Below are 22,473 nucleotides of genomic sequence, written 5' to 3'. Positions count from 1 at the left end.
ATGAACTATACTCCTTAGTGTATCATAATCAGCCGTTACAATCACAGTAAACTTTAACAGTTATACTGACGTGCCGATCAACTCATACTATAAATGTTCCTTACAATATGAATGGAGGGATCACGCATGGCAGATGAGAAACATTATGATTATCACGGCAACATCAAGGAATATGACCTCCGTGATGACGAAGTTGGCTACAGCAGAGATTTTCGCGATGACTATAAAGAGGAAACGGCTGCCGAAATTGCAGCTCCGGCTACTCTGAGAAGAGATGAAGACTACGACCGCCGCGAAGAAGAAGGAGGCAGAACCGACGGACGAAGAATGGGATATTTGGCCATTGTTCTGTCAGTCATCTCCTTGTTCGTTTTCCCGGTTATCCTCGGGGCAGCGGGCATCATTGTGGGCTTTGTCGCACGCCGCAGAGGGGCAGAAGCTCTTGGCGGATGGGCAATCGGCATCGGTATCGTATCACTCATCCTCGGAATTTTTATCCTGCCGTTCTTTTAGGATTAGGATAAATAAAAAACAAGCCCGGCCATTTGGCCAGGCTTGTTTTACATTTCAGCAGCAGCTTTTTCAGCTTCCTGCTTTGCATAATGCTCTTCGGCAATTTTGTCGATTTCTTTTTTCAGTTCCTCAACCATTGTTTCCTCCGGCACTTTACGGACAATTTGTCCTTTGCGGAAAAGCAGACCTTCACCGCGTGCTCCTGCAATTCCAATATCAGCTTCCCGTGCTTCTCCAGGTCCGTTTACGGCACAGCCGAGAACGGCAACTTTGATTGGAGCTTTGATGGTTGAAATATATTCTTCCACTTCATTTGCAATACTGATCAGGTCAATTTCAATACGTCCGCATGTCGGGCATGAAATTAATGTCGCGGCGTTCGATGCAAGACCGAATGATTTAAGAAGCTCGCGTGCAACTTTCACTTCCTCAACCGGATCTGCGCTAAGGGAAATGCGGAGCGTGTTTCCGATTCCTTTGTTTAAAATAGCGCCAAGTCCGGCAGCACTTTTAACCGTTCCGGCAAACAGCGTTCCTGATTCCGTAATTCCAAGATGAAGGGGATAGTCAAAAGCCTTTGCCGCTTTCTCATAAGCCTCGATGGCAAGATTTACATCAGATGCTTTCATGGAAACAATAATATCGTGGAAATCAAGATCTTCAAGAATTTTAATATGGTGCAGGGCACTCTCGACCATACCGTCTGCTGTCGGATAGCCGTATTTCTCAATGATGCGTTTTTCAAGGGAACCAGCATTCACTCCGATGCGGATCGGGATTCCTTTTTCTTTCGCTGCTTTTACAACAGCCTCGACTTTTTCTCTGCGGCCGATGTTTCCCGGATTGATGCGGATCTTATCTGCACCGCCCTCAATTGCTTTTAGAGCCAGTTTATAATCGAAATGAATATCTACAACAAGCGGAATGTTGATGCGTTTTTTAATTTCAGCAATTGCATCGGCTGCACGCTCATCCGGGCAGGCAACACGCACTACTTGGCATCCTGCTTCTTCTAATCGCAGGATTTCAGCGACTGTAGCTTCCACATCGTGTGTTTTCGTTGTTGTCATACTCTGAATGACTAGTTCATTATTTCCGCCAATTGTCAGGTTGCCGACTTTAACTGGACGGGTTTTGGTACGATGTATGATTTCACTCACGTGTAAATCGCTCCTTAATTCATAATCATGGTCCTATGGTTTCATAGTACCTATTTGATCATCATTCAATGCGGGGAAAATTGTGCTTTCCCTCACAATATTGTAACAGTGAGTGCGCGATATTGACAAGAATTAAGAAGCAACTTCTTTTTCATAAAGTGGAAATTTATATGCTTTTCCTACCTGGATCGCATCTGCTTTTTCATTTGGATTCAGCTTTTCAAAGTCTTTCCTGACTTGTTCTATGGAAACGGGCAGTCCGCTGTTAAGCTGTTCAACGATGGTTAAGACGGTTTCACCCTGTTTAATTTCTTTTACTGTAAATGGAGAGGGGGACGTCTGAACTGCCGCTGCAGGTTCAGTTTCCTTGGCAGGGGGCGAAAACGCAATCGTTCCTGTACTGATGTCATAGTACATAATATAGAGAAGAAAGAGTGTTAAAAGAAAAACCATCAGCCGCTTCATATGTATCATCTCCCAATCCGTCACGATGATTATTTATATGGCTTGTCCACTAAAAATATGACATGCATTTCTTTTTTCCTTTCAAAGAAAGATCTAGGGGTGTAGAAACCTTCTTAATACCTATAAATACGACAAAATTCTCCATAAATTAATGAGGAATTTACACTGTCTTAACATTAATCTGGGATAATTTTCATGAGTTAAGAGGAAGGGTGTATGCACATTGAAGGGACTTACGGGGAAAGTAAGCAAAAAGAATGGGTCTTTACCCTATATATACAGGAAGATTCGGACTGTAAAAATATCAGAAGTGAGCCTCCAGGCAAGGCTCCTGTTCCTTGTATTAACCATTATGGCAGCATCGATCAGTGCTGTCGGCTTCATCTCCTATTCAAAATCGAAAGAAGCAACAATGTCACTGATTGAGGACAGACTTGTACGGGAGGTTAACACGACAGGCGAAATCGCAGGAAATCTTATGATTGCGTACGTAGGCGAAGAGGATTCATTCCTTGAAAGGTTTAATAAAGTGGTCCTCTCCAATCAGGCCTCCGCATTAATACAGGACGGGCTGAAGGCGGATTTTTTCCTTGTAGGCGAAGGGAAAGTTGATCCTTTTTCTGTGAGTTCAAACAGCAGGCTGCAATTTGAAGAGGATCAGCTGAAAGAAATCAGCGAAAAGAAAAATGGAGTGATCCACCAGACGATAAACGGGACCGACTATACATTGTCTTTTAAGAAAGTACAGGAACTCAAGGGTCAATTCCTGATTGCGGTAGAGACAGAAAGCTATATGAAAACCACAGAGACCCTTGCTTCGTTTACCATTTGGATGATTGGAATCAGTGTCCTGCTTACAGCTGCCGTGCTGATTCTTGTGATCAGAAGTTTAACAAATCCTCTTGCCGTACTCAGAAAAGCGATGAAAGATGTGAGAGATGGCGATTTAACAAGAAATGTCCATGTGAAAACGAAGGTTCCTGAAATAAATTCAGTCATGAAAAGCTTTAACTCCATGATGGATCATATGCGCAGCATAATTGGTGATATCAATCATGCAGCAGATGAGCTGTCGAACAAGGGAGACCAGCTCAGGGAAGCAACAGATGAAGGAATTATGCAGAATGGGCAGCTTGTCGAGGCCATTAAAATCGTAAAACTGGGTGCAGAGCAGACAGCAGCAGGTTCAGGGGAAAGCGCAGAGGCGTTCAGCAGGATGAAAGATGAATTAAAAGAAGTATTCCGAAACATGGAATTTTTGTTCAGCCGTGCATCAGATATGAACTCTTCAGCAGCACGCGGAGAAGAGCAGGGATCAAAGATGATACGTACTATGAATGTGTTTGAGCGGGAAACAGAGAAAATGACGGCTGTGATCAGAAGCGTTAAAGAGCATTCCATCTCAATTGCGGATGTTGCCGCCATTATTCATACGATTGCTGAACAGACGAAACTTCTTGCACTCAATGCAGCGATTGAAGCAGCAAGAGCGGGAGAGGCGGGAAAAGGGTTTGCCGTTGTTGCAGATGAGGTGAAAAAACTCGCTGAACAATCATCAAATGCCACTCATAAAATCAGGAATTCCATCTCAAACATGGAGAATATCGCCGTTCAGGCATCTAAAGAATATGATGATATGCTGTCAGCCATTCATTCGCACCTCAGCGCAGCATCACAGTCACGGGTATTGTTCGATGAACTTTCAATTGAAATCAAGTCAGTAACAGACAGGCTGTCCGGAATGAAGAGGCAAATGAATAAGCTGCATGACTATCTGCCTGTGATGGAAAAATCTTCGGCAAGCTTTGAATCTGTCTCTCAGGAAACGCTTGCGAGCGCAGAGCAGATGCTTTTTGCTTCAGAAGAACAAATGACTCAGGTAAGCAGAACGCATCAAATCGGCTTAAGGGTTTCAGAGCTTTCAAAAAGCCTCGCGAAATCCGCCAAAGAATACAAGGTGTAAAAACACTTGTACATAAAACGAGCCCCAAAGCTGAAGAAAGCTTTGGGGCTCGTTTTGTCATTCAAGCGTTTTCTTGCGTGCACCCGGAATTTCCTTTAGTGCGAGATACATCACGATCAGATTCACAAACCAGTTGATGAAGATCCCGCTTGGGACTGATACCTGCAAAAACTCCATGATCATAAAGAAAATGGAAGCGAGTGTGACTGAATATGCAGCCATTACCCACATCTGTTTAAAATTCACTTTTTTCTGCAGACTGTTCTTAAACAGAATACTCACAAACGCAAGAAACGTAATTTCGATAAACTTTGATGCAGCGGTAAAAAGATAAAAGACGAGTAGAACAGTTCCGATGACAATCGGCATGACACTTTCAAATTGACCAGAGTATGTAAGCAAATCTGCTTTCGTCAATGTGTTCAGCATAGAGTAATCATAGCTTTGCGACTGTCCCGCAAAAGCATAGACAAATTCATTTTTGAGGAGGCCGACCGCATTTTCTTTGTTTTCAATTTCCTGAGTGGTAAACGCGCCTGTCGGGTCAAAAACAATAAAGAGATCGTCTTTTGTCAGCTCTATTGGCTCTTTCGCATCAGAAACCAATGTTCCATCCTCTATCGTGAAGTCGGGCAAATCCTCTCTAAGCGTTGAGTCAAGCCCTTTAAGCATTGCTGAAATGCCGGAGGACATATAAATCCCCATAGGCAGGGTAATGAGTACTGTCAGCATAAAGACGTATAGAATCGTTTTGCCGATTCCCTGAAATCTGTACATAGAGATCGATTTGGGGGAATAAGTACTTTTTGCAAGCTGTTTAAAAATGTTCAATTATATGCACATCCTTCTATAATCATCCAGTTTTCATTTTAACCATGCAGACCGCAAGAAACAAGGAATAACCGAACAGAAACTGCTAATGTTAAGATATTGTAAATTTTTTATGAAAAAGGAATAAACACCTTTACAATTAATCCACAATTCGTTAATAATTGTGGGGGTTGTAGAAACATGTCGATAAAAAGATGTTAGGGGTTGAATGAAGTTGGATCTCGATTTACAGAAGATGATCTTTGAATTTCTCGGAGGCCTTGGGATTTTCCTTTTTGGAATTAAATTCATGGGCGACGGACTGCAAAAATCAGCTGGTGACAGACTGCGTGACATACTGGATAAATTTACAACAAATCCTGTTATGGGTGTTCTGGCAGGTATATTTGTGACAATACTTATCCAGTCAAGCAGCGGTACGACTGTACTCGTCGTAGGACTTGTCAGCGCAGGGTTCATGAATCTGCGCCAGGCAATTGGTGTTATTATGGGTGCAAATATTGGAACAACTGTCACAGCCTTTATCATAGGTATAAAAATTTCAGACTATGCACTTCCTGTTTTATTTGCGGGAGCCGTATTGCTTTTCTTCTTTAAAAACAAAAAAATTCACAACATCGGTCAGATTGTCTTCGGATTTGGCGCTTTGTTCTTTGGACTTGAATTAATGGGCGATGGAATGAAGCCTCTGCGTTCACTTCAGGCTTTTCAGGACCTTACAGTCAGCATGAGTGACAATCCTCTGCTTGGCGTTGTGATTGGAACAGTATTCACTGTCATCGTCCAAAGCTCGAGTGCGACAATCGGTATTCTGCAGGAGCTTCATGGCCTTGGCCTGATTGATATAAAAGCTTCGCTGCCTGTTCTTTTCGGAGATAACATTGGTACTACAATCACAGCAGTTTTAGCTTCGATTGGTGCTTCAGTTGCTGCCAGAAGAGCGGCATTGACGCATGTTATCTTTAACTTGATAGGGACAGCCATCTTCTTGCTGATTCTTCCGCTGTTCACAGCCTTTATCGCTATGCTGAAGGCAAACCTTGGATTGAATCCTGAAATGACGATTGCCTTTGCTCATGGAACATTTAACTTAACAAATACGTTAATTCAGCTTCCGTTTATCGGCGTGCTTGCTTACATTGTAACGAAGTTAATTCCAGGTGAAGATTCCTTGGTGGAATACAAAGCTAAACACTTGGATCCGCTGTTTATTGAGCAATCTTCTTCCATTGCGCTAGGGCAGGCCAAAGAAGAAATCCTGCGCATGGGTCAGTTTGCATCTCTTGGTCTTGAAGAGGCAAATCAGTATCTGAAAACAAATCAGCATAAACATGCCGATACAGCTTATCAGATCGAAGACGCCATCAATAATCTTGACCGGAAAATTACGGACTACCTTGTGTTGATTTCAAGGGCAGAAATGTCTGCAGCAGAGTCTGAAGAACATTCAACTCTGATGGATACTGTAAGAGACATCGAACGCGTCGGCGATCACTTTGAAAACATTGTGGAATTAGTCGATTATCAGCTTACGAACAAAGTGAAGCTTACTGAATCCGCACTAAAAGATTTAGATGAAATGTTCAGATTGACAATCAGCACTCTGAAAGATGCCATAACTGCTTTAGACGACAAAGACACAGATCTTGCAGCAAAAGTCATGAAATCAGAAGAACAGATTGACAAAATGGAGCGCACACTGCGCAAGAAGCATATTCTCCGCATAAATGAGGGAAGCTGCACGGGTCAGGCAGGCATTGTGTTTGTCGACATCATCAGCAACCTTGAGAGGATAGGGGACCATTCAGTCAACATTGCTGAAGCTGTGCTCGGATACCGCAAATAATGGGTTAAAATCAGACTTAATAAGCTATAATGAAAGCAAGGGCTGCGGCTCTTGCTTTTTTTCATGACTAAATAAGAAGGTGTGGTGTTTTCCGAATTGGAAGCTTTATATTGGACACTGATTATTATCATGTTTGTTATTGGATTTGCAGGCCTGATTTATCCGATTATCCCAAGCGTTCTTTTCATTGTCGGCGGATTCCTTCTTTTTGGAGCCTTCTTTGGCTTTGAGGAATTCGGCTATCAATTCTGGCTGATTGAGGGAGTCTTTGTCGCAGTTTTATTTGCCGCTGACTATGTGGCAAATTTAATGGGGGTCAAAAGAGTGGGAGGAAGCAAGGCTGCCATTTGGGGAAGCACAATTGGCCTTTTGATCGGTCCATTTATCATTCCGATAGCGGGAATCATCATTGGCCCGTTTGTCGGTGCAGTGCTTGCAGAGCTTCTCGTTCACAAAAAAGACTTTAATGAATCTGTAAAAGTCGGCCTGGGATCTCTTATTGGATTTATATCCGGGGTTTTTGCCAAAACGATTATTCAGCTCGTTATGATCGGTTATTTCCTGTATACCGTTCTCTGACGTGCAGAACATTCCAAAAAGCCGTGCATATAAATTGAAACAATCGGTCAATTTTGGTAATCTTAATGTGACAAGCTTAGGCTTAGCAACTACATACCATTCGAGGAGGAGATTTAAATGGCTTACGAACTACCGCAACTGCCTTACGCATATGATGCACTTGAACCGCATATCGATAAGGAAACAATGAACATTCACCACACGAAACACCATAACACATACATCACGAACGTGAATGCTGCTCTAGAAGGTCATGACGATCTTCTCAGCAAAAGTGTTGAAGAACTTGTTTCAAATCTTGACGCAGTGCCTGAATCTGCACGCACAGCTGTACGCAACAACGGCGGCGGCCATGCGAACCACAGCTTGTTCTGGACAATCCTTTCACCAAACGGCGGAGGAGCTCCATCAGGAGAACTGGCTGACAAAATCAACAGCAAATTCGGAAGCTTTGAAACATTCAAAGAAGAATTCGCCAAAGCCGGCGCTACACGCTTTGGATCTGGCTGGGCATGGCTTGTTGTAAACAATGGCGAGCTTGAAGTAACAAGCACTCCAAACCAGGACTCTCCTTTAATGGAAGGCAAAACGCCGATCCTTGGTCTTGATGTCTGGGAGCATGCTTACTACTTGAACTACCAAAACCGCCGTCCTGACTACATCGGAGCTTTCTGGAACGTTGTAAACTGGGATGAAGTAAACAGACGCTACGAAGAAGCAAAATAATAGACGTGAAAAAACAGGGAATCTTGGATTTCCTGTTTTTTTATTGGCGTTTATCAGCTGAAAGTGTATATCAGGCAGGCATAATAGTCCTTTCACCATTCATAATTGGTTTTGAGCTGAAAGTAACAAAGCAGGCATCTTACGGAAAAAAGAGCGAAAGATAGCATAAGAAAGGGATGGAATCGTACGGTATAAAAAGAGTGCGGGTGCAAGATAGCGTATGAAGGAGATTCCGCTTTTCGTGGTGTCTAGCTCCATCGCCCAACTCCTCGGCCAGAACGGCTCCGCCAGAAAAAGCAAACCCGGCTTTTTCCGTCGGATCCTTTTCTGTCCTTCGGAGCTAACCGGGCGATTCCGCTTTTCGTGGTGTCCAGCTCCATCGCTCAGCTCCTCTGTCAGAACGGAACCATCGGCAAAGGCAAAAAGCGCCTTTACCGCTGTTTCCTTATCTGACTCCCGGAGCTAAACGAGCGCTTCCGCTTTTCTTTGTATATCTCCCCCCCCTTTACACAGACTAATTAGTAGCTGATGAAGGGGAGTTTTAGGTATGTCTAAGCTGCAGAAAGTCTTTGGTAATGTGGAAGTTAACCGTGATTTGCTTCTGCTTCTGACGATTGGGGGCATGTATTCTTTAGGGATTGCCCTCTCAAATGCTTTTGTTAATGTGTATTTGTGGAAGCAGTCCGGCAGTTTTTTGGATTTAGGGATCTATAATCTGACGATTGTGATCATGCAGCCCATTACATTTATTATTGCCGGGAGATGGGCCAAAAAAATTGACCGGGTGATTGTGTTTCGTCTTGGTGTTGCATTCCTGGCAGTATTTTATCTGTCTGTTCTCTTAATTGGGGACAGGGCAGCAGACAATTTGATTTTGCTTGGAGGTCTTCTCGGGATAGGCTCAGGTTTTTACTGGCTTTCCTTTAATGTACTGACATTTGAAATTACAGAACCTGAGACAAGGGACTTTTTTAACGGATTTTTAGGGGTCATGACTTCCTCTGCTGGAATGATCGGCCCGATTGTCGCCGGTTTTGTCATCTCAAGGCTTGCAGGAGACACGGGATACAAAACAATCTTTTCCCTGTCGCTTGCCCTGTTTTTTTGTGCAGTGATTCTAAGTCTCTTCTTAAAAAGAAGGCATGCGAACGGGCGTTTTCTGCTTATGGATGTTTTAAAAGAAAGAAAGCGGAATGTGAACTGGCGTATGATTACGAACGCTCACTTCTTTCAGGGACTCAGGGAAGGGACATTTATTTTTGTCATTGGAGTCCTTGTTTTCATCACGACCGGCAGCGAACTTGCTCTGGGGAAGTATGGGCTGATTAACTCTGCGGTTGCTTTCGTATTTTATTATCTGGCTACAAGGATGATTACGAAGAAAATGAGGAAGAAGTTTATCCTGGCAGGGGGAATTCTGCTTTATGCCTCCATTTTCCTGCTCCTTTTTGATCTGACCTATGCAAAGCTCATCATCTATGCGATTTCCATTGCGGTCGCCTATCCGCTTCTGCTTGTTCCCTACATTTCATTGACCTACGATGTGATTGGGCGGTCATGGAACGCAGGAGAAGCAAGGATCGAATACATTGTCGTCAGAGAACTGTTTTTAAACATGGGAAGAATTACATCCATTCTGCTGTTTATTCTTTCTGTCACGCTATTCGATGAAAAACAGAGCATTCCTTTTCTGCTTGCCATCATAGGGGCAGGGCACAGCTGTATTTATTTTTTCATCAGGAAGGTTTCGCTGCCTGAAACAAATGAACCCATTGATAAAAAAGAAGTTAACGGACAGAAAAAAATGCCTGAGCCGAACCTTGTAGATGGAGAAAGCAGCTGACACGGCATATGACAATCGTGTTACAACTGTCGAAAATAATAGAAATTAGTCGATTTTTTTCATAAACTAGAGGATAGACACCATGTTATGGTGTCTATTTTAATTTTCGAAACCTGATATCGACAATAAGGCGGTGCAGCATGACAAAGAAAAAGAAACGGACAGTCCCGCTTCGCTTGAATATCCTGTTTTTTCTTATCTTCCTGTTATTTTCAGGAATGATTTTAAGGCTTGGCATTGTCCAGATTGTATATGGAGAAGATTACCGCAAAGAAGTTGAGCGCACGGAAGAAGTAACAATCAGCACTTCTGTCCCGCGGGGGAAAATCTTTGACAGAAACTACAATACAATTGTAGACAACAAGCCGATCAAGGCGATTACATATACAAGATCGGCTTCTTCTGATCAAGAGGAGCGACTTGAAACAGCAGCCAAACTTGCCAAGATTTTTGACCAGGACAGAACGGACTCAAAAGAGGACCAGGAATCTTTGGAGAACGAGTTAAAGAAAATAACGGAAAGAGATAAAAAAGATTATTGGATCTTAACGCGTCCGGAGCGGGCGGAAAAGAAAATTACGAAAGCGGACCGTCAGAAGGTGCTCGACGGTGTGATGAGCGATGAGGATCTGTATGATCTGCAGCTTGAGAGAATAACGGAAAACGAGCTGAAGGAAATCACCCAGGAAGAGCTTAAAGTCCTTGCGATTAAACGGGAAATGGACAGCGGCTATGCCCTGACGCCCCGGATTATAAAAAAAGACAACATATCTGAAAAGGAATTCGCTTTTATTAGCGAGAACCTTGATGAACTGCCGGGTATAGACATTACAACAGACTGGCAGCGCAACTATGTATTTGATAAAACTCTACGAACCCTTATAGGCAGCATCTCTTCCTCTGAAGAGGGGATACCCCAGGACAGACTGGATTATTTCACTTCCCGTGAGTACAGCAGAAATGACAGAGTAGGGAAAAGCTATCTGGAATATCAATATGAAGACATTCTTCAGGGGCAAAAAGCAAAAGCCCGCAACATTACAGATAAGTCGGGGAACATCCTTGATACAGAAATCATTACTGAAGGAAAGAGCGGCAAAGACTTGATCATGACTGTCGATGTAGAGCTTCAGCAGGAAGTTGAAAAAATCATCGAAGAAGAATTGACAGCTGCCAAACAGAAATCAGGAACTGCTCTCCTTGATCGGGCGTTTGTCGTCATGATGGATCCAAGAAACGGTGAAGTGCTTTCTATGGCAGGAAAACAAATTAAAAAAGATGAAAATGGAAAAACCGTCATTGATGATTATGCCCTGGGCACGATGACCAGCTCATACACAATGGGGTCGGCTGTAAAAGGGGCCACTGTCCTGTCAGGTTTTCAATCAGGCGTGATTAAGCCTGGAAGCATACAGCTGGACGAACCTCTATACATTAAAGGCTCCCCGCCTAAAAAATCCTATCAGACAATGGGAAACATCAATGATCTTGAAGCGCTTCAGAGATCTTCCAATGTATACATGTTCAAAACAGCCATTGCTATGGCTGACGGCGAGTATAGACGAAATAAATCGCTGCCTCTTGATACATCAGCCTTTTCCGTGCTGAGAAACTACTACAGCCAGTTTGGCCTTGGCGTAAAAACGGGCATAGACCTCCCAAATGAAGCAACAGGCTTTAAAGGAAAGGATGTTACCCCCGGCCTGCTTCTTGATTTATCAATTGGACAATATGACACGTATACGCCGCTTCAGCTTGCGCAGTATGTTTCTACTATTGCAAATGGCGGCTATCGGATGAAGCCGCAGCTAGTGAAAGAAATCAGAGAACCTTCTCCGAAAGACAATCTCGGCTCAGTAATTGAATCCATTAATCCTGAAGTACTTAACAAGGTTGAAATGAAGCCTGAGTATGTTGAACGTGTTCAAGAAGGGTTCAGAAAAGTCATGCAGGAGAAAAGAGGGACTGCCTACGGTTATTTTATGGGAGCGGATTATCTTCCTGCAGGCAAAACAGGGACAGCGCAGGCATTTTACGATGGACCGAATAAAGACCAGTTCCTTTCGCCTACTTATAATCTGACCCTTGTCGGCTATGCGCCTCACAATAATCCCGAAATTGCCTTTTCAGTGGTTGTACCATGGGCCTATGATAAAGCAAGCAATTCTCACCCAATCAATAACCTGATCGGACGAAGAATCATGGATAAGTATTTCGAACTGAAAAGCGAACAGAGCAAAGAAGGCATTGAAGAAGGCGTAGGCCAGCCTGAAAATGCAAGAGAATTAGAAGAAGCTGAATAAAAACATGGGATAAAGAGGACAATAAAAGCACTCAAATGAGAGTGCTTTTTTGTGTTACATTGGCTGAAAGTCTGCTGGAGCAATTATGAAGCCGGCATCTTTTCATCATTCGACAAAATGATTCATGCATTTACAAAACCTTAACATTCGATTAAAACCATGTTAACACTTAAGCGTTATTGTATTACTTGTAGGACAAAAACACCACTTTGTAGGGGGAATTAAGAAATATGAAAAGCTTCAAATTTTTAGCCATGACTATTATGATTTCGTCTTTGCTTGCATTCGCAGCAGCATGCGGAAATGGTGACAGCACAGAAGGAAACGGTTCTGAAGACAAAACTTCTGATGAAGCAGCTCAATTAGAAGGTGAAGTTGGAATCGACGGATCTTCAACTGTTGCTCCTATCGGTGAAGCAGTTTCTGAAGAATTCGCTATGGAAAACCAAGGTGTTAAAGCTCCGATCGGCGTATCAGGAACTGGCGGCGGATTTGAGAAATTCGTAGCAGGCGAAACGGATATTTCTCAGGCGTCACGTCCAATTAAAGATGAAGAAGCTCAAGCAGCTAAAGACGCAGGCATTGAATACACAGAACTTCAAGTTGCCTTTGACGGACTTTCAGTTGTTGTAAATAAAGAAAATGATTTCATTAAGGAACTAACGGTTGAAGACCTTAAAAAGATCTGGGTTGAAGACGGAAAAGAAAAGAAATGGTCTGATATCAACCCTGACTGGCCAAACGAGCCAATCAAGCTTTTCTCTCCAGGAACCGATTCGGGAACATATGACTACTTCGACGAAGTAATTCTTGATGAAGAGCCAGTTGCTAAAGCTGCTACTCTTTCTGAAGATGACAACGTTCTTGTTAAAGGCGTACAGGGAGACAAAAACGCTATGGCATTCTTCGGATATGCTTACTACCTGGAAAACAAAGATACACTTAAAGTTGTACCGATCATAAATGAAGAAGGCAAAGCAGTTGAGCCGACTAACGACACAGTTGAGTCTGGCGAATACAACCCGCTTTCACGTCCTCTTTACATCTATGTGAACAACGCTTCAATGAAAGAAAAGCCTCAAGTTGCAGAATATGTGAAGTTCTACATGGAAAACGCTGGCGCACTTGCTGAAGAAGTAGGATACGTAAGCCTTCCTGAAGACAAATACAAAGAGCAGCTTGAAACAATCGAAGGTTTAAAATAATTTAAAATCTAATAGATGAGAAGCATAAAACTGCTTCTCATCTTCCCATGTTTTGGAAAGGGGTTTTCGCATTATGGCAACAGAAATGAGCCGCTCTGTCAGTGAGCTGATCAAAGAAAAAAAAGAGAAAAGATCCTGGATGAGATCTTCTGAAAAACTGGTCCCTGCTTTTTTATTGCTGACAGCTGTTATATCTGTACTCACAACAGTAGGTATTGTATTAACATTAATCGTAGAAACAGTGACGTTTTTCAGCAAAGTTCCATTGTTAGACTTTATTACTCAGCGGGAATGGTATCCGTTTTTTGAAAGTGATCCAGCCTACGGAATTATAACCCTTATTTCTGGAACACTTCTTGTAGCAGTAATTGCAATGGTTGTAGCTTTGCCGATTGGTTTGGCATCTGCTATTTATTTGAGTGAGTATGCATCAGACCGGGTAAGAAGGATTATAAAGCCGATCCTTGAAGTACTTGCCGGGATACCGACTATTGTGTACGGATTCTTCGCCCTGACATTTGTTACACCGCTGCTTCGTTCGATTATGCCTGATCTTGGATTCTTCAATGCTCTGAGCCCGGGTATTGTGGTGGGAATTATGATTATTCCAATGATTGCTTCATTATCTGAGGATGCCATGACATCTGTTCCAAGAGCAATGAGAGAAGGTGCGCTGGCACTTGGATCAACGAAATTTGAAGTTGCCATTAAGGTAGTGCTTCCAGCCGCCATATCTGGAGTAATTGCTTCATTCGTACTGGCCATTTCACGTGCAATCGGCGAAACAATGATCGTTACATTAGCAGGCGGTGCAACACCTAAGCTTACATTTGATCCGACGGAATCAATTCAGACGATGACAGCTTACATTGTCCAGGTAAGTTCGGGTGATGCAGGTTATGGAACAACAATCTACTACAGTATTTATGCTGTCGGTATGACACTCTTCCTGTTCACATTACTTATGAACCTGCTTGCACAGTTTATTTCCCGCCGCTTCAGGGAGGAATACTAAGATGAACTACATTAATAAAGATAAAGTCGCAAAGAAGATGGGCAGCAGGCTTGCGGTAAACGGTATCTACAAAGGTATTTTTATGATTGCCACAAGTTTTGCTCTCGTTGTTCTCGGAATTCTTTTATATCGGATATTCACTCAAGGATTTAGCTTTTTAACACCGGAATTTTTTCAGAATTTCGCATCAAGAAGACCGTCAGCATCAGGTATTAAAGCAGCATTGGTCGGTTCCCTATGGGTAATGGCTGTTGTCATACCGACTGGACTGATACTTGGTGTCGGCACGGCTTTATATATGGAAGAATACGCTAAGAAAAATAAATTCACGAACTTCCTGCAAGTAAATATTGCAAACCTTGCCGGAGTTCCATCGATCGTTTTTGGACTCTTGGGTCTTACTGTATTTGTCCGTTACTTTGACCTTGGAAGAAGCATTTTAGCTGGAGGATTTACAATGGCGCTTCTTGTTCTTCCGGTTATTGTCGTTGCGTCTCAGGAAGCGATCAGAGCTGTTCCTAAAGAGCTCCGTGAAGCATCTTTCGGTATGGGGGCAACTAAGTGGCAGACTATCCGCAGGGTTGTTTTACCTGCTGCTATACCAGGTATTTTAACAGGAAGCATCCTTGCTTTCTCAAGAGCAATAGGAGAAACAGCGCCTCTGCTTGTTGTAGGAGCCTTTGCATTTGTTAACTATCTGCCTGAAAATGTAATGAGTACATTTACCGTTATGCCAATTCAGATCTTTAACTGGGCTTCAAGACCGCAGGCTGATTTCCAGGATGTAGCTGCCGCCGGTATTATCGTTCTGTTTATCTTCCTGATTGTCATGAACTCTGTGGCAGTTTTGATACGTAATAAATTCCAGAAAAATTATTAATTATGCTTTAAATGGATGAAGGAGGTTTCACACGATGGAAATGACAAAAGTTGTGAATGAGCGCAAGGAAAACGAGGAGTTTGCGGCGAAGGCTGAAAAAGAAAAAAGCATCGTCTATAAAACAGATAACCTGAATCTTTGGTACGGAAATGACCAGGCACTGAAGAATATTGACCTTGATATCTATGAAAACGAAGTAACGGCGATTATCGGACCTTCAGGCTGCGGTAAATCAACTTACATTAAAACATTGAACCGCATGGTTGAACTAATCCCTACAGTCCGCACATCAGGCAAAATTATCTACCGCGGAAAAAATATCTTTGACAAAGGCTACGGGGTTGAAGACCTTCGTACAAGAGTAGGAATGGTGTTTCAAAAGCCAAATCCGTTCCCTAAATCTATTTATGACAATGTGGCATACGGACCAAGAATTCATGGAATCCGTGATAAAAAGACGCTTGATGCCATTGTTGAAAAAAGCTTAAAAGGCGCAGCCATCTGGGATGAAGTGAAAGACCGCTTAAAAGAAAATGCATACGGCCTTTCCGGCGGACAGCAGCAGCGTCTGTGCATCGCGCGCTGTCTTGCAATTGAACCGGACGTGATCCTGATGGATGAGCCGACATCTGCACTTGACCCGATTTCAACCTTAAAAGTTGAAGAGCTTGTTCAGGAATTGAAAAAGCAGTACAGCATCGTGATTGTTACTCATAACATGCAGCAGGCTGCACGTATTTCCGACCGTACAGCATTCTTCCTAAACGGCGAAGTCGTGGAATATGCTCATACTGACAAGCTGTTCTCAAACCCGTCTGATAAACGTACAGAAGATTACATCACAGGACGTTTCGGTTAAATAAAGGTAAGTCGTGCAAAACGATCAGTTTGCACGGCTTATTCCTTTATGATTTACTAGAATAAACACACACTGCTGAATGATGATACTATTGGAGGGAAGCGACATGGTAGTAAGAGAGAAGTTTGAATATGATCTTAAAATTCTTCAAGATAAATTAAATGAAATTGCAAGCCTTTCCGTAAAATCGCTGTCGGATGCAATCAGTGCTCTTGAAACAAGAAATGTAGAAGCAGCGCTTGAAATTATCGAAAATGATGAAAGAATTGATGATCTGGATGAAGAAATCAATGACCTGGCCATCCTTCTTATTGCCAAGCAGCAGCCTGTTGCCATTGATCTGAGAAGAATAATTGTTGCCATTAAAATCTCCAACGACATCGAAAGAATGGCTGACTTTGCCGTAAATATTGCAAAATCAACAATCAGAATCGGGGACGAGCCTTTGTTTAAACCGATTGAAACCATTAAAAAAATGCATGCGATTGCTGTGGAAATGTTGTCCCTGTCTGTAAAGGCATATAACGAAGAAGATATTGTCCTTGCCAAACAAGTAGCGGAGATGGATGATCAGGTAGACGATTTATACGGCCAGACAATCCGCGAACTGCTTGAAATCATGCCTGAGCGCAAAGAGCTTATGCAGCAGCTTACTCAGCTTATGTTTGTCTGCAGATACATCGAACGCACGGCTGACCATGCGACAAATATCTCAGAAAGCGTCCTTTACCTCGTAAAAGGCAGAAGATACGACCTTAATGCCTAAACCATCAAAAAAGCTTGCCGCATATGCGGCAAGCTTTTTTATGTACGGAAATCCCGAATAGAAAAATGAACGCCTTGATTTCTCTGGCGTTCACTCTTTGTTATTTTACAAGAACATTTACAATCTCGCTGAAGCTCATGCCTTTTTTAAGCTGGAATGTTCCCATGCGTACTTTTGTATGATAATTTCCGTTTATGACAAAATCGTTAAACTCGCTTGCTGATTCGATAACGCCTTCCTGTTCGAGAATGCGCGAAACATCAGATGTCGCCATGCCGTCTACAATTTTAAGGATATAGTTTTCCTGCTGTGGTTTTTCTTCTGCCGGTTTTTCAGCCTGTTTTTGCTTTTCGATTAAGGCCTTTTCTTTAAAGGCGATCAATTCGTCATATTCTTTCGTATCAACAGCCGTCTGGCCGTTTTTGATTAAGTATTCTTTGATGTCATTTTCAGTTACTTCTCTATCGACAGTCACAGTCGCTTTGTCGTTGGTTTCTCCGAAAAAGTGAGTGGCAGCGAGTACAGATGTGGAAAGAATCATTCCTGCTGCGAACGATTGAAATCCTTTTCTGCTCATGTGAGGACCCTCTCATTCTTTTTAAGAATGTCTCTGATTTCGTCCTCGCTTAAGTATTCAGAACGTGCAATGGCTTCAGTGGATAATCCTTGATTATGCTTTAAAACAATGCGCTGAAGCGTTTGAGGATCAATTGAATCATAATCTGAAAGCTGAAGGCCGTTTTGCAGAATTTCTTCTTCTAAAACTCTGACTTTTTTCTTCAGCTTGTAGATCTCCTGCATAGATGATACTGACAGGTGCTCTACTTCCTGTTCAATGTCTTTAACGGAATCTCTCTGAAAATATGAGACGCCAATTAAAAGGATGCTTACGGCAAACAGGGCAATAATCATAATCTCCATTTTATTCACCTTCTAATATTTTTTCCCTTTTTCTTTATACCACAAAAAGCTTAAGGACTAAAGGAAATTCGTAGATATTGTCGAAAATTGTCCCTATTGGATCAGCTTTTTTCCATTGCCGGATTTATGTCATAATAAGGAGAGAAATGGGTGTGGGAGAAATGCCAATGAATCAAGTGAAGAGAGGGGAATAGCAGTGGAAATCATTCATGAAAAGGGGACAGGAATCAGTCTGGTCAGAAAACGGTCAGGTTTGTATGCAAGCTTGCATATTGATGAGCCTGATCAAAGGATTGTGTCCGCTCTATTCGGCAAAGCGTTTTCCCTCCTTGGAGTAAAGATTCGCATTTTCAGGCAGGCAGAAGGGTTTCTTGCTTATAAGGATATAGAGCTGCAACATGAATGGCACGCATTCATTCCATACATTGGAACTGAAGCAACCTACTTTGCCGACCTTGTCATATATGATCAAAACAAGGAACTTACACTTGCAAGATCAGACTCCGTTGATGGAGAAACCGGCAGCGGCAGCAGTTCAGATTGGCGATCGGCCTCTTCCAGGACGAACTGGGAACGCTGCTTTTCCGGATACACCTCCTATGGGAATGTTCCAGATGAAATAGATCCGCTAAAGTTTAAGGACATAAACACGAATATGGAGGATGTGGAGGAGATCAAAAGCACGCTCCTCAAACTCCACGCTTCTGTTCTTATGATCTCAACAGAATATCCGCCAAATCTGATTGGCGGGCTTGGCCGTCATGTGCATGTCCTTGTTCAAGCCCTCGCTGAAAAAAAGAAAACAGTCATTCTATTAACTGCTGCAGCAGATCACGCTCTGGCAGGCTATGAGAACCCGGCGCCTTTTCTGCACATATTCAGGTTAAAACCCCTGCATAAAACAAGCAACAGCCTTGAAGAGTGGGTACTGAACATGAACTTTGCTTTCGTTCAGTTTTTGAAAAAAAACAGATGCCTCTCATTTGATCTTGTTCATGTACATGACTGGCTGACTGCCGGAGCCGGACGGGCTGTAAGGAAAGTATGGGGAGTTCCGCTTGCAGCAACCATACATGCGACAGAAATAGGGCGAAACGGGTCAGCATGCACCCGGCTGCAGAAACACATTACTATGGAAGAAAAAAGACTTGTTAAAGAATCTGACAGGGTCATCGTATGCAGCAAATATATGAAGAAACAGGCTGAAGACCAATTAGAAATGGCCCAAGGCAAGTCTGCGGTCATCTATAATGGAATAAATCCGCTGAAAAGTAATATGAATGATAAAAATTCTAAAAACAAAAAACCTCTTTTATTCTCTGGAGAGCCATATATTTTTGCAGCGGGACGGCTGGTCCCCGAAAAAGGATTCGGAGTGCTGCTTGCAGCCATGCCGGAAATTTTAAAGCGTTTTCCTGAAATTAGGCTTATGATTGCAGGAGATGGGCCGTTCCGCAGCGAATATGAAAAACTAGCGAAAGAATTGAACGTTCAAGATCATGTCATATTTCTTGGTTTTTTAGACGATGCACCTCTTCATATATTTTTTAAGAACTGTGAGATGACCGTTGTGCCAAGTTTGTATGAACCCTTTGGAATGATCTCCCTTGAGAGCATGTCAGCGGGTAAGCTTACAATTGCATCTGATACCGGCGGACTTAAAGAAATCATCCGGCATAGAGAAAACGGTCTTTTATTTGAGCGGGGGAATTCGGAAGCTTTAACATCAGCTATCTTAGAGGCACTCACAAATAAAAAATGGGCAGATCGCCTTGCGAAGAAAGGGTTGTCTGACGTTTCGCGGCGTTTTTCCCATGATCTGTTTGCAGAGCAAGTGATAGAAGTATATGAAGTGCTGAATTCCATAAAGACAAGGAGCTGACTAAAGTGAAAGCTGTTATCCTCGCAGGCGGAGAAGGCTGCCGGCTCAGACCGCTTACAAATCATTGTCCAAAGCCGCTTGTGCCCATATTGAATAAGCCCGTACTGGAATATAGCCTTGAGCTTCTCAAAAGGCATGGTATAGATGATGTTATTATGACTGTGCATTACTTGTCATCAGCCATCAGGTCATATTTCGGAGACGGTTCGAAGTGGGGCATCAGAATCACATACAGTGAAGAGGAAATGCCTCTTGGCACAGCAGGGAGCGTCAAGCTTGCAGAAGAGCTTCTGACAGAACCCTTTCTTGTCATCAGCGGGGACATTCTGACCGATTTTGATCTAACAGCAGGCATTGATCATCATTTGTCACACGGTGCGGCTGCGACGATTTTCACAAAGCCGCTGGATCTCCCGATTGAATACGGAGTGCTGCTTTCAAAAGAAACCCATATCAGCAGGATGTTTGAAAAACCGAAGTGGAATGACCTTTCAGACCACTCCATCAATACGGGGATTTATATTTTCAATCCAAGCATTTTCTCTTATCTGGAAGAGTTTACATGCAGTGACTTCAGCAATGATCTATTTCCTGAAATGATCCGAAATAAAGAAACCATCTCCCTTTTCAGAGCGGATGGGTACTGGTCGGATATTGGTACTCTCTCAAATTACCGCGAAGCACAATTTGATATGCTTGAACATCGGGTGAACCTGGCCCCAAGAGGAAAAGAGATTGCCAAGGGCATCTGGATGGAGGACGGAGTTACCATCCATGACGATGTAACCTTAAAGGGCCCAATCTATATCAGCAGCAATACAATTATACATGAAGGGGCTACAGTGGGTCCTCACACTGTATTGTCTGAATCAGCCATCATCCACGAAAAATCTTCCGTTACACATTCCATTCTTTGGGAAAACAGCTATATAGGAAAATCGTGCAGTCTTGGCGGGATGATCGGGCAGTGCCAGATTCAGGATCACTCAGCTCTCGCAGATATGAATGAGGAGACGGCAAATGCCTGGCAGGAGTACACGAAAAAAAATTCCTAACATCTGTATGAAATAAAATATGAAAATAATGTGGCATTTATTTTTTAAAAATGCTATTATAGTTAAGTCTGATTTAGTATAAGTTTTTTTCAGTTTGGAGGGAAATCAACATGCGCGTTAATCTTACATTGGCTTGCACAGAATGCGGCGAACGTAATTACATTTCTAAAAAGAATAAACGTAATAACCCAGATCGTATGGAGCTTAAAAAATACTGCTCTAGAGAGAAAAAGGTTACATTGCACCGCGAAACAAAGTAAGCAGCAGGAATTTTTTCCTTGCTGTTTTTTTTTACGCGCATTTTAGCAAAGGGAGAATGGCTGATGCTGAAAAAAACATTGAGAAAACAAATGCTGGACCAAATGTCGGAGATGAACCCTGATACATACAGGAGCCTTTGCGGGCGTATACATAAACAACTCTTTCAATCTTCCTGCTGGAAAGACAGCAAGACGATTGGCATTACAATCTCACGCGGCATGGAAGTAGACACAAATAGTATCATTGAAAAAGCGCTGCAGATGAACAAGCGTGTAGCTATTCCGAGATGCCTGCCGAAAACCAGGGAAATGGAATTTCGCACGTATACATCAGAAGATCAGCTGGAGATTGTTTATTATGGCTTGAAGGAACCCGCTGTTTCAAAAACATCCTTAGTGACGCCTGACGAAATGGATCTTCTATTTGTTCCCGGGGTTTGTTTTAGCAAATTGGGGTACCGGATCGGCTACGGTGGAGGCTATTATGACCGGTATCTTCCTTCGTTTGGCGGGATGACGGTCTCTCTTGCCTTTTCTGAACAAATTTTGCCTGAGCTTCCTGCTGAACATCATGATATTCCGGTCAGGAAGATCATAACTGAAGATGAGGTGATCATAACAAGTGGCTGATCTTTCAATTGCCATTCTGTTTATTCTGGGCATTTCTGCTGCAGGATTTAAGCTGAAGTCTTTAACGCTTGGCGGTGCAGCGGCAGCGGCTTGTACCGGCGTCTCCATTTATGCAGGCTTTGGATATCCGGGACTGATATTGCTTGGCGTCTTTTTTGGAAGCTCAAGCTTATGGAGCAAGTACAAGCGGAATCAAAAAGCGAGTGTTGAAGAAATACTTGTTAAAGGAGATCAGAGGGATGCCGTTCAAGTGTTTGCAAATGGAGGTGCTGCCTCACTTTTAAGCATTCTGTATGCATTTTTTCCATTTGAGGGGGGATTTGCTGTCTACAGCGCTGCAATTGCTGCTGCAAATGCTGACACCTGGGCTTCAGAGATTGGAACATTGAGCAGAAAAAAGCCGAGAATGATTTTTTCCTTTAAACAAGTGGAGAAAGGAACATCAGGCGCAGTCAGCGTTCTCGGCACAGCAGCCGCAGCGGCAGGATCCGGGCTGATAGCGCTTTGCGCATATGCTGTTTTTTCCCTTGAGCCAATGGAGTTCTATCTGATCTTTCTTATAGGCTTTGCCGGAAATCTGCTCGATACATTTCTCGGTGCGGCAGTTCAGGTTCAGTTTCAATGCCCTTCATGCGGAAAAGTAACAGAAAAAAAGATGCACTGCGGTACAGAAGGAGTGAAAACGGGCGGCTTTCTTGATAATGATGCCGTTAATTTCACCGCGATCCTTGGTGCAGCTTTGCTTGTATTTCTTTTTTATTAACCGAAAGT

Annotated in this window: 22 protein-coding genes; 17 read left to right on the top strand and 5 right to left on the bottom strand. The window is 42.9% G+C overall.

Annotated elements, in window-relative coordinates; genetic code table 11:
* Nucleotides 1–126 precede the first annotated feature (126 nt).
* Nucleotides 127–513, top strand: coding sequence for a hypothetical protein (locus tag ACTSEZ_RS18930; RefSeq protein ID WP_369735883.1), 387 nt, complete (start codon nt 127–129; stop codon nt 511–513).
* Between the two features lie 47 nt (nt 514–560).
* Here ACTSEZ_RS18930 and ispG read toward each other — a convergent pair whose 3' ends face one another.
* Nucleotides 561–1,664 carry a flavodoxin-dependent (E)-4-hydroxy-3-methylbut-2-enyl-diphosphate synthase gene (gene ispG, locus ACTSEZ_RS18925; protein ID WP_203290356.1) on the bottom strand — a complete coding sequence of 368 codons (1,104 nt, stop codon included), beginning with the start codon at nt 1,662–1,664 and terminating at the stop codon, nt 561–563.
* A 141-nt stretch (nt 1,665–1,805) separates the two neighbouring features.
* On the bottom strand, nt 1,806–2,138 hold the full coding sequence (yqfZ, locus tag ACTSEZ_RS18920; RefSeq protein WP_369735882.1) for a protein YqfZ: 333 nt from the start codon (nt 2,136–2,138) through the stop codon (nt 1,806–1,808).
* A 223-nt stretch (nt 2,139–2,361) separates the two neighbouring features.
* Between yqfZ and ACTSEZ_RS18915 the strand changes: the two genes are divergently transcribed.
* A complete protein-coding gene (locus ACTSEZ_RS18915) occupies nt 2,362–4,101 on the top strand; it encodes a methyl-accepting chemotaxis protein (protein WP_369735881.1) in 1,740 nt (579 codons plus the stop codon).
* Nucleotides 4,102–4,158: 57 nt separating this feature from the next.
* Here the strand turns inward: ACTSEZ_RS18915 and ACTSEZ_RS18910 are convergent, their stop codons facing one another.
* Nucleotides 4,159–4,932 carry a DUF1189 domain-containing protein gene (locus ACTSEZ_RS18910; RefSeq protein WP_369735880.1) on the bottom strand — a complete coding sequence of 258 codons (774 nt, stop codon included), beginning with the start codon at nt 4,930–4,932 and terminating at the stop codon, nt 4,159–4,161.
* Nucleotides 4,933–5,140: 208 nt separating this feature from the next.
* Here ACTSEZ_RS18910 and ACTSEZ_RS18905 point away from each other — a divergent pair, with 208 nt between their 5' ends.
* The 10 genes from ACTSEZ_RS18905 (at nt 5,141) to phoU (ending at nt 16,954) form a co-directional block, all read left to right on the top strand.
* The gene (locus tag ACTSEZ_RS18905; RefSeq protein WP_369735879.1) at nt 5,141–6,778 is read left to right on the top strand and encodes a Na/Pi cotransporter family protein; all 1,638 of its coding nucleotides are present in this window, start codon (nt 5,141–5,143) and stop codon (nt 6,776–6,778) included.
* Nucleotides 6,779–6,874: 96 nt separating this feature from the next.
* A complete protein-coding gene (locus tag ACTSEZ_RS18900; protein ID WP_369735878.1) occupies nt 6,875–7,357 on the top strand; it encodes a DUF456 domain-containing protein in 483 nt (160 codons plus the stop codon).
* Nucleotides 7,358–7,474: 117 nt separating this feature from the next.
* Nucleotides 7,475–8,083 (top strand): superoxide dismutase SodA, encoded by a 609-nt coding sequence (sodA, locus tag ACTSEZ_RS18895; protein WP_320156846.1) that lies wholly within the window; start codon nt 7,475–7,477, stop codon nt 8,081–8,083.
* 547 nt (nt 8,084–8,630) lie between these two features.
* On the top strand, nt 8,631–9,926 hold the full coding sequence (locus tag ACTSEZ_RS18890) for an MFS transporter (protein ID WP_369735877.1): 1,296 nt from the start codon (nt 8,631–8,633) through the stop codon (nt 9,924–9,926).
* 140 nt (nt 9,927–10,066) lie between these two features.
* On the top strand, nt 10,067–12,229 hold the full coding sequence (locus ACTSEZ_RS18885) for a peptidoglycan D,D-transpeptidase FtsI family protein (RefSeq protein ID WP_369735876.1): 2,163 nt from the start codon (nt 10,067–10,069) through the stop codon (nt 12,227–12,229).
* A gap of 230 nt (nt 12,230–12,459) precedes the next feature.
* Nucleotides 12,460–13,434, top strand: coding sequence for a PstS family phosphate ABC transporter substrate-binding protein (locus ACTSEZ_RS18880; protein ID WP_369735875.1), 975 nt, complete (start codon nt 12,460–12,462; stop codon nt 13,432–13,434).
* A 73-nt stretch (nt 13,435–13,507) separates the two neighbouring features.
* Entirely contained in the window at nt 13,508–14,449 is a 942-nt protein-coding gene (gene pstC / locus ACTSEZ_RS18875) for a phosphate ABC transporter permease subunit PstC (RefSeq protein WP_369735874.1), read from the top strand.
* Between the two features lies 1 nt (nt 14,450).
* Nucleotides 14,451–15,329 carry a phosphate ABC transporter permease PstA gene (pstA, locus tag ACTSEZ_RS18870; RefSeq protein ID WP_035207164.1) on the top strand — a complete coding sequence of 293 codons (879 nt, stop codon included), beginning with the start codon at nt 14,451–14,453 and terminating at the stop codon, nt 15,327–15,329.
* Between the two features lie 34 nt (nt 15,330–15,363).
* On the top strand, nt 15,364–16,188 hold the full coding sequence (gene pstB / locus ACTSEZ_RS18865) for a phosphate ABC transporter ATP-binding protein PstB (RefSeq protein ID WP_369735873.1): 825 nt from the start codon (nt 15,364–15,366) through the stop codon (nt 16,186–16,188).
* Nucleotides 16,189–16,294: 106 nt separating this feature from the next.
* Nucleotides 16,295–16,954, top strand: coding sequence for a phosphate signaling complex protein PhoU (gene phoU, locus ACTSEZ_RS18860; protein ID WP_369735872.1), 660 nt, complete (start codon nt 16,295–16,297; stop codon nt 16,952–16,954).
* 100 nt (nt 16,955–17,054) lie between these two features.
* On the opposite strand, the gene ACTSEZ_RS18855 is transcribed toward phoU, so the two are convergent.
* Nucleotides 17,055–17,531 (bottom strand): hypothetical protein, encoded by a 477-nt coding sequence (locus ACTSEZ_RS18855; protein WP_369735871.1) that lies wholly within the window; start codon nt 17,529–17,531, stop codon nt 17,055–17,057.
* Complete coding sequence (locus ACTSEZ_RS18850) at nt 17,528–17,875, bottom strand: hypothetical protein (RefSeq protein ID WP_029279669.1); 348 nt, start codon at nt 17,873–17,875, stop codon at nt 17,528–17,530. Before ACTSEZ_RS18850 ends, ACTSEZ_RS18855 begins: the two co-directional genes overlap by 4 nt.
* A 196-nt stretch (nt 17,876–18,071) precedes the next feature.
* Here ACTSEZ_RS18850 and ACTSEZ_RS18845 point away from each other — a divergent pair, with 196 nt between their 5' ends.
* From ACTSEZ_RS18845 to ACTSEZ_RS18825, 5 genes are all read left to right on the top strand, one after another.
* Entirely contained in the window at nt 18,072–19,757 is a 1,686-nt protein-coding gene (locus ACTSEZ_RS18845; RefSeq protein WP_369735870.1) for a glycosyltransferase family 4 protein, read from the top strand.
* Between the two features lie 5 nt (nt 19,758–19,762).
* Nucleotides 19,763–20,812: a nucleotidyltransferase family protein gene (locus ACTSEZ_RS18840; protein WP_369735869.1), complete on the top strand. Its 1,050-nt coding sequence runs from the start codon at nt 19,763–19,765 to the stop codon at nt 20,810–20,812.
* A 110-nt stretch (nt 20,813–20,922) separates the two neighbouring features.
* Nucleotides 20,923–21,072 carry a 50S ribosomal protein L33 gene (gene rpmG, locus ACTSEZ_RS18835; protein WP_070875478.1) on the top strand — a complete coding sequence of 50 codons (150 nt, stop codon included), beginning with the start codon at nt 20,923–20,925 and terminating at the stop codon, nt 21,070–21,072.
* Nucleotides 21,073–21,135: 63 nt separating this feature from the next.
* Nucleotides 21,136–21,702, top strand: a complete 567-nt coding sequence (locus ACTSEZ_RS18830) for a 5-formyltetrahydrofolate cyclo-ligase (RefSeq protein WP_369735868.1) — start codon at nt 21,136–21,138, stop codon at nt 21,700–21,702.
* Entirely contained in the window at nt 21,695–22,465 is a 771-nt protein-coding gene (locus ACTSEZ_RS18825) for a DUF92 domain-containing protein (RefSeq protein WP_369735867.1), read from the top strand. The genes ACTSEZ_RS18830 and ACTSEZ_RS18825 overlap by 8 nt, the downstream gene beginning before the upstream one ends.
* The last annotated feature ends 8 nt before the right edge of the window (nt 22,466–22,473 follow it).

Source organism: Metabacillus mesotrionivorans (assembly GCF_052171315.1).
Classification (GTDB): Bacteria; Bacillota; Bacilli; order Bacillales; family Bacillaceae; genus Bacillus_P.
This window is presented reverse-complemented; position numbering and strand designations above follow the sequence as displayed.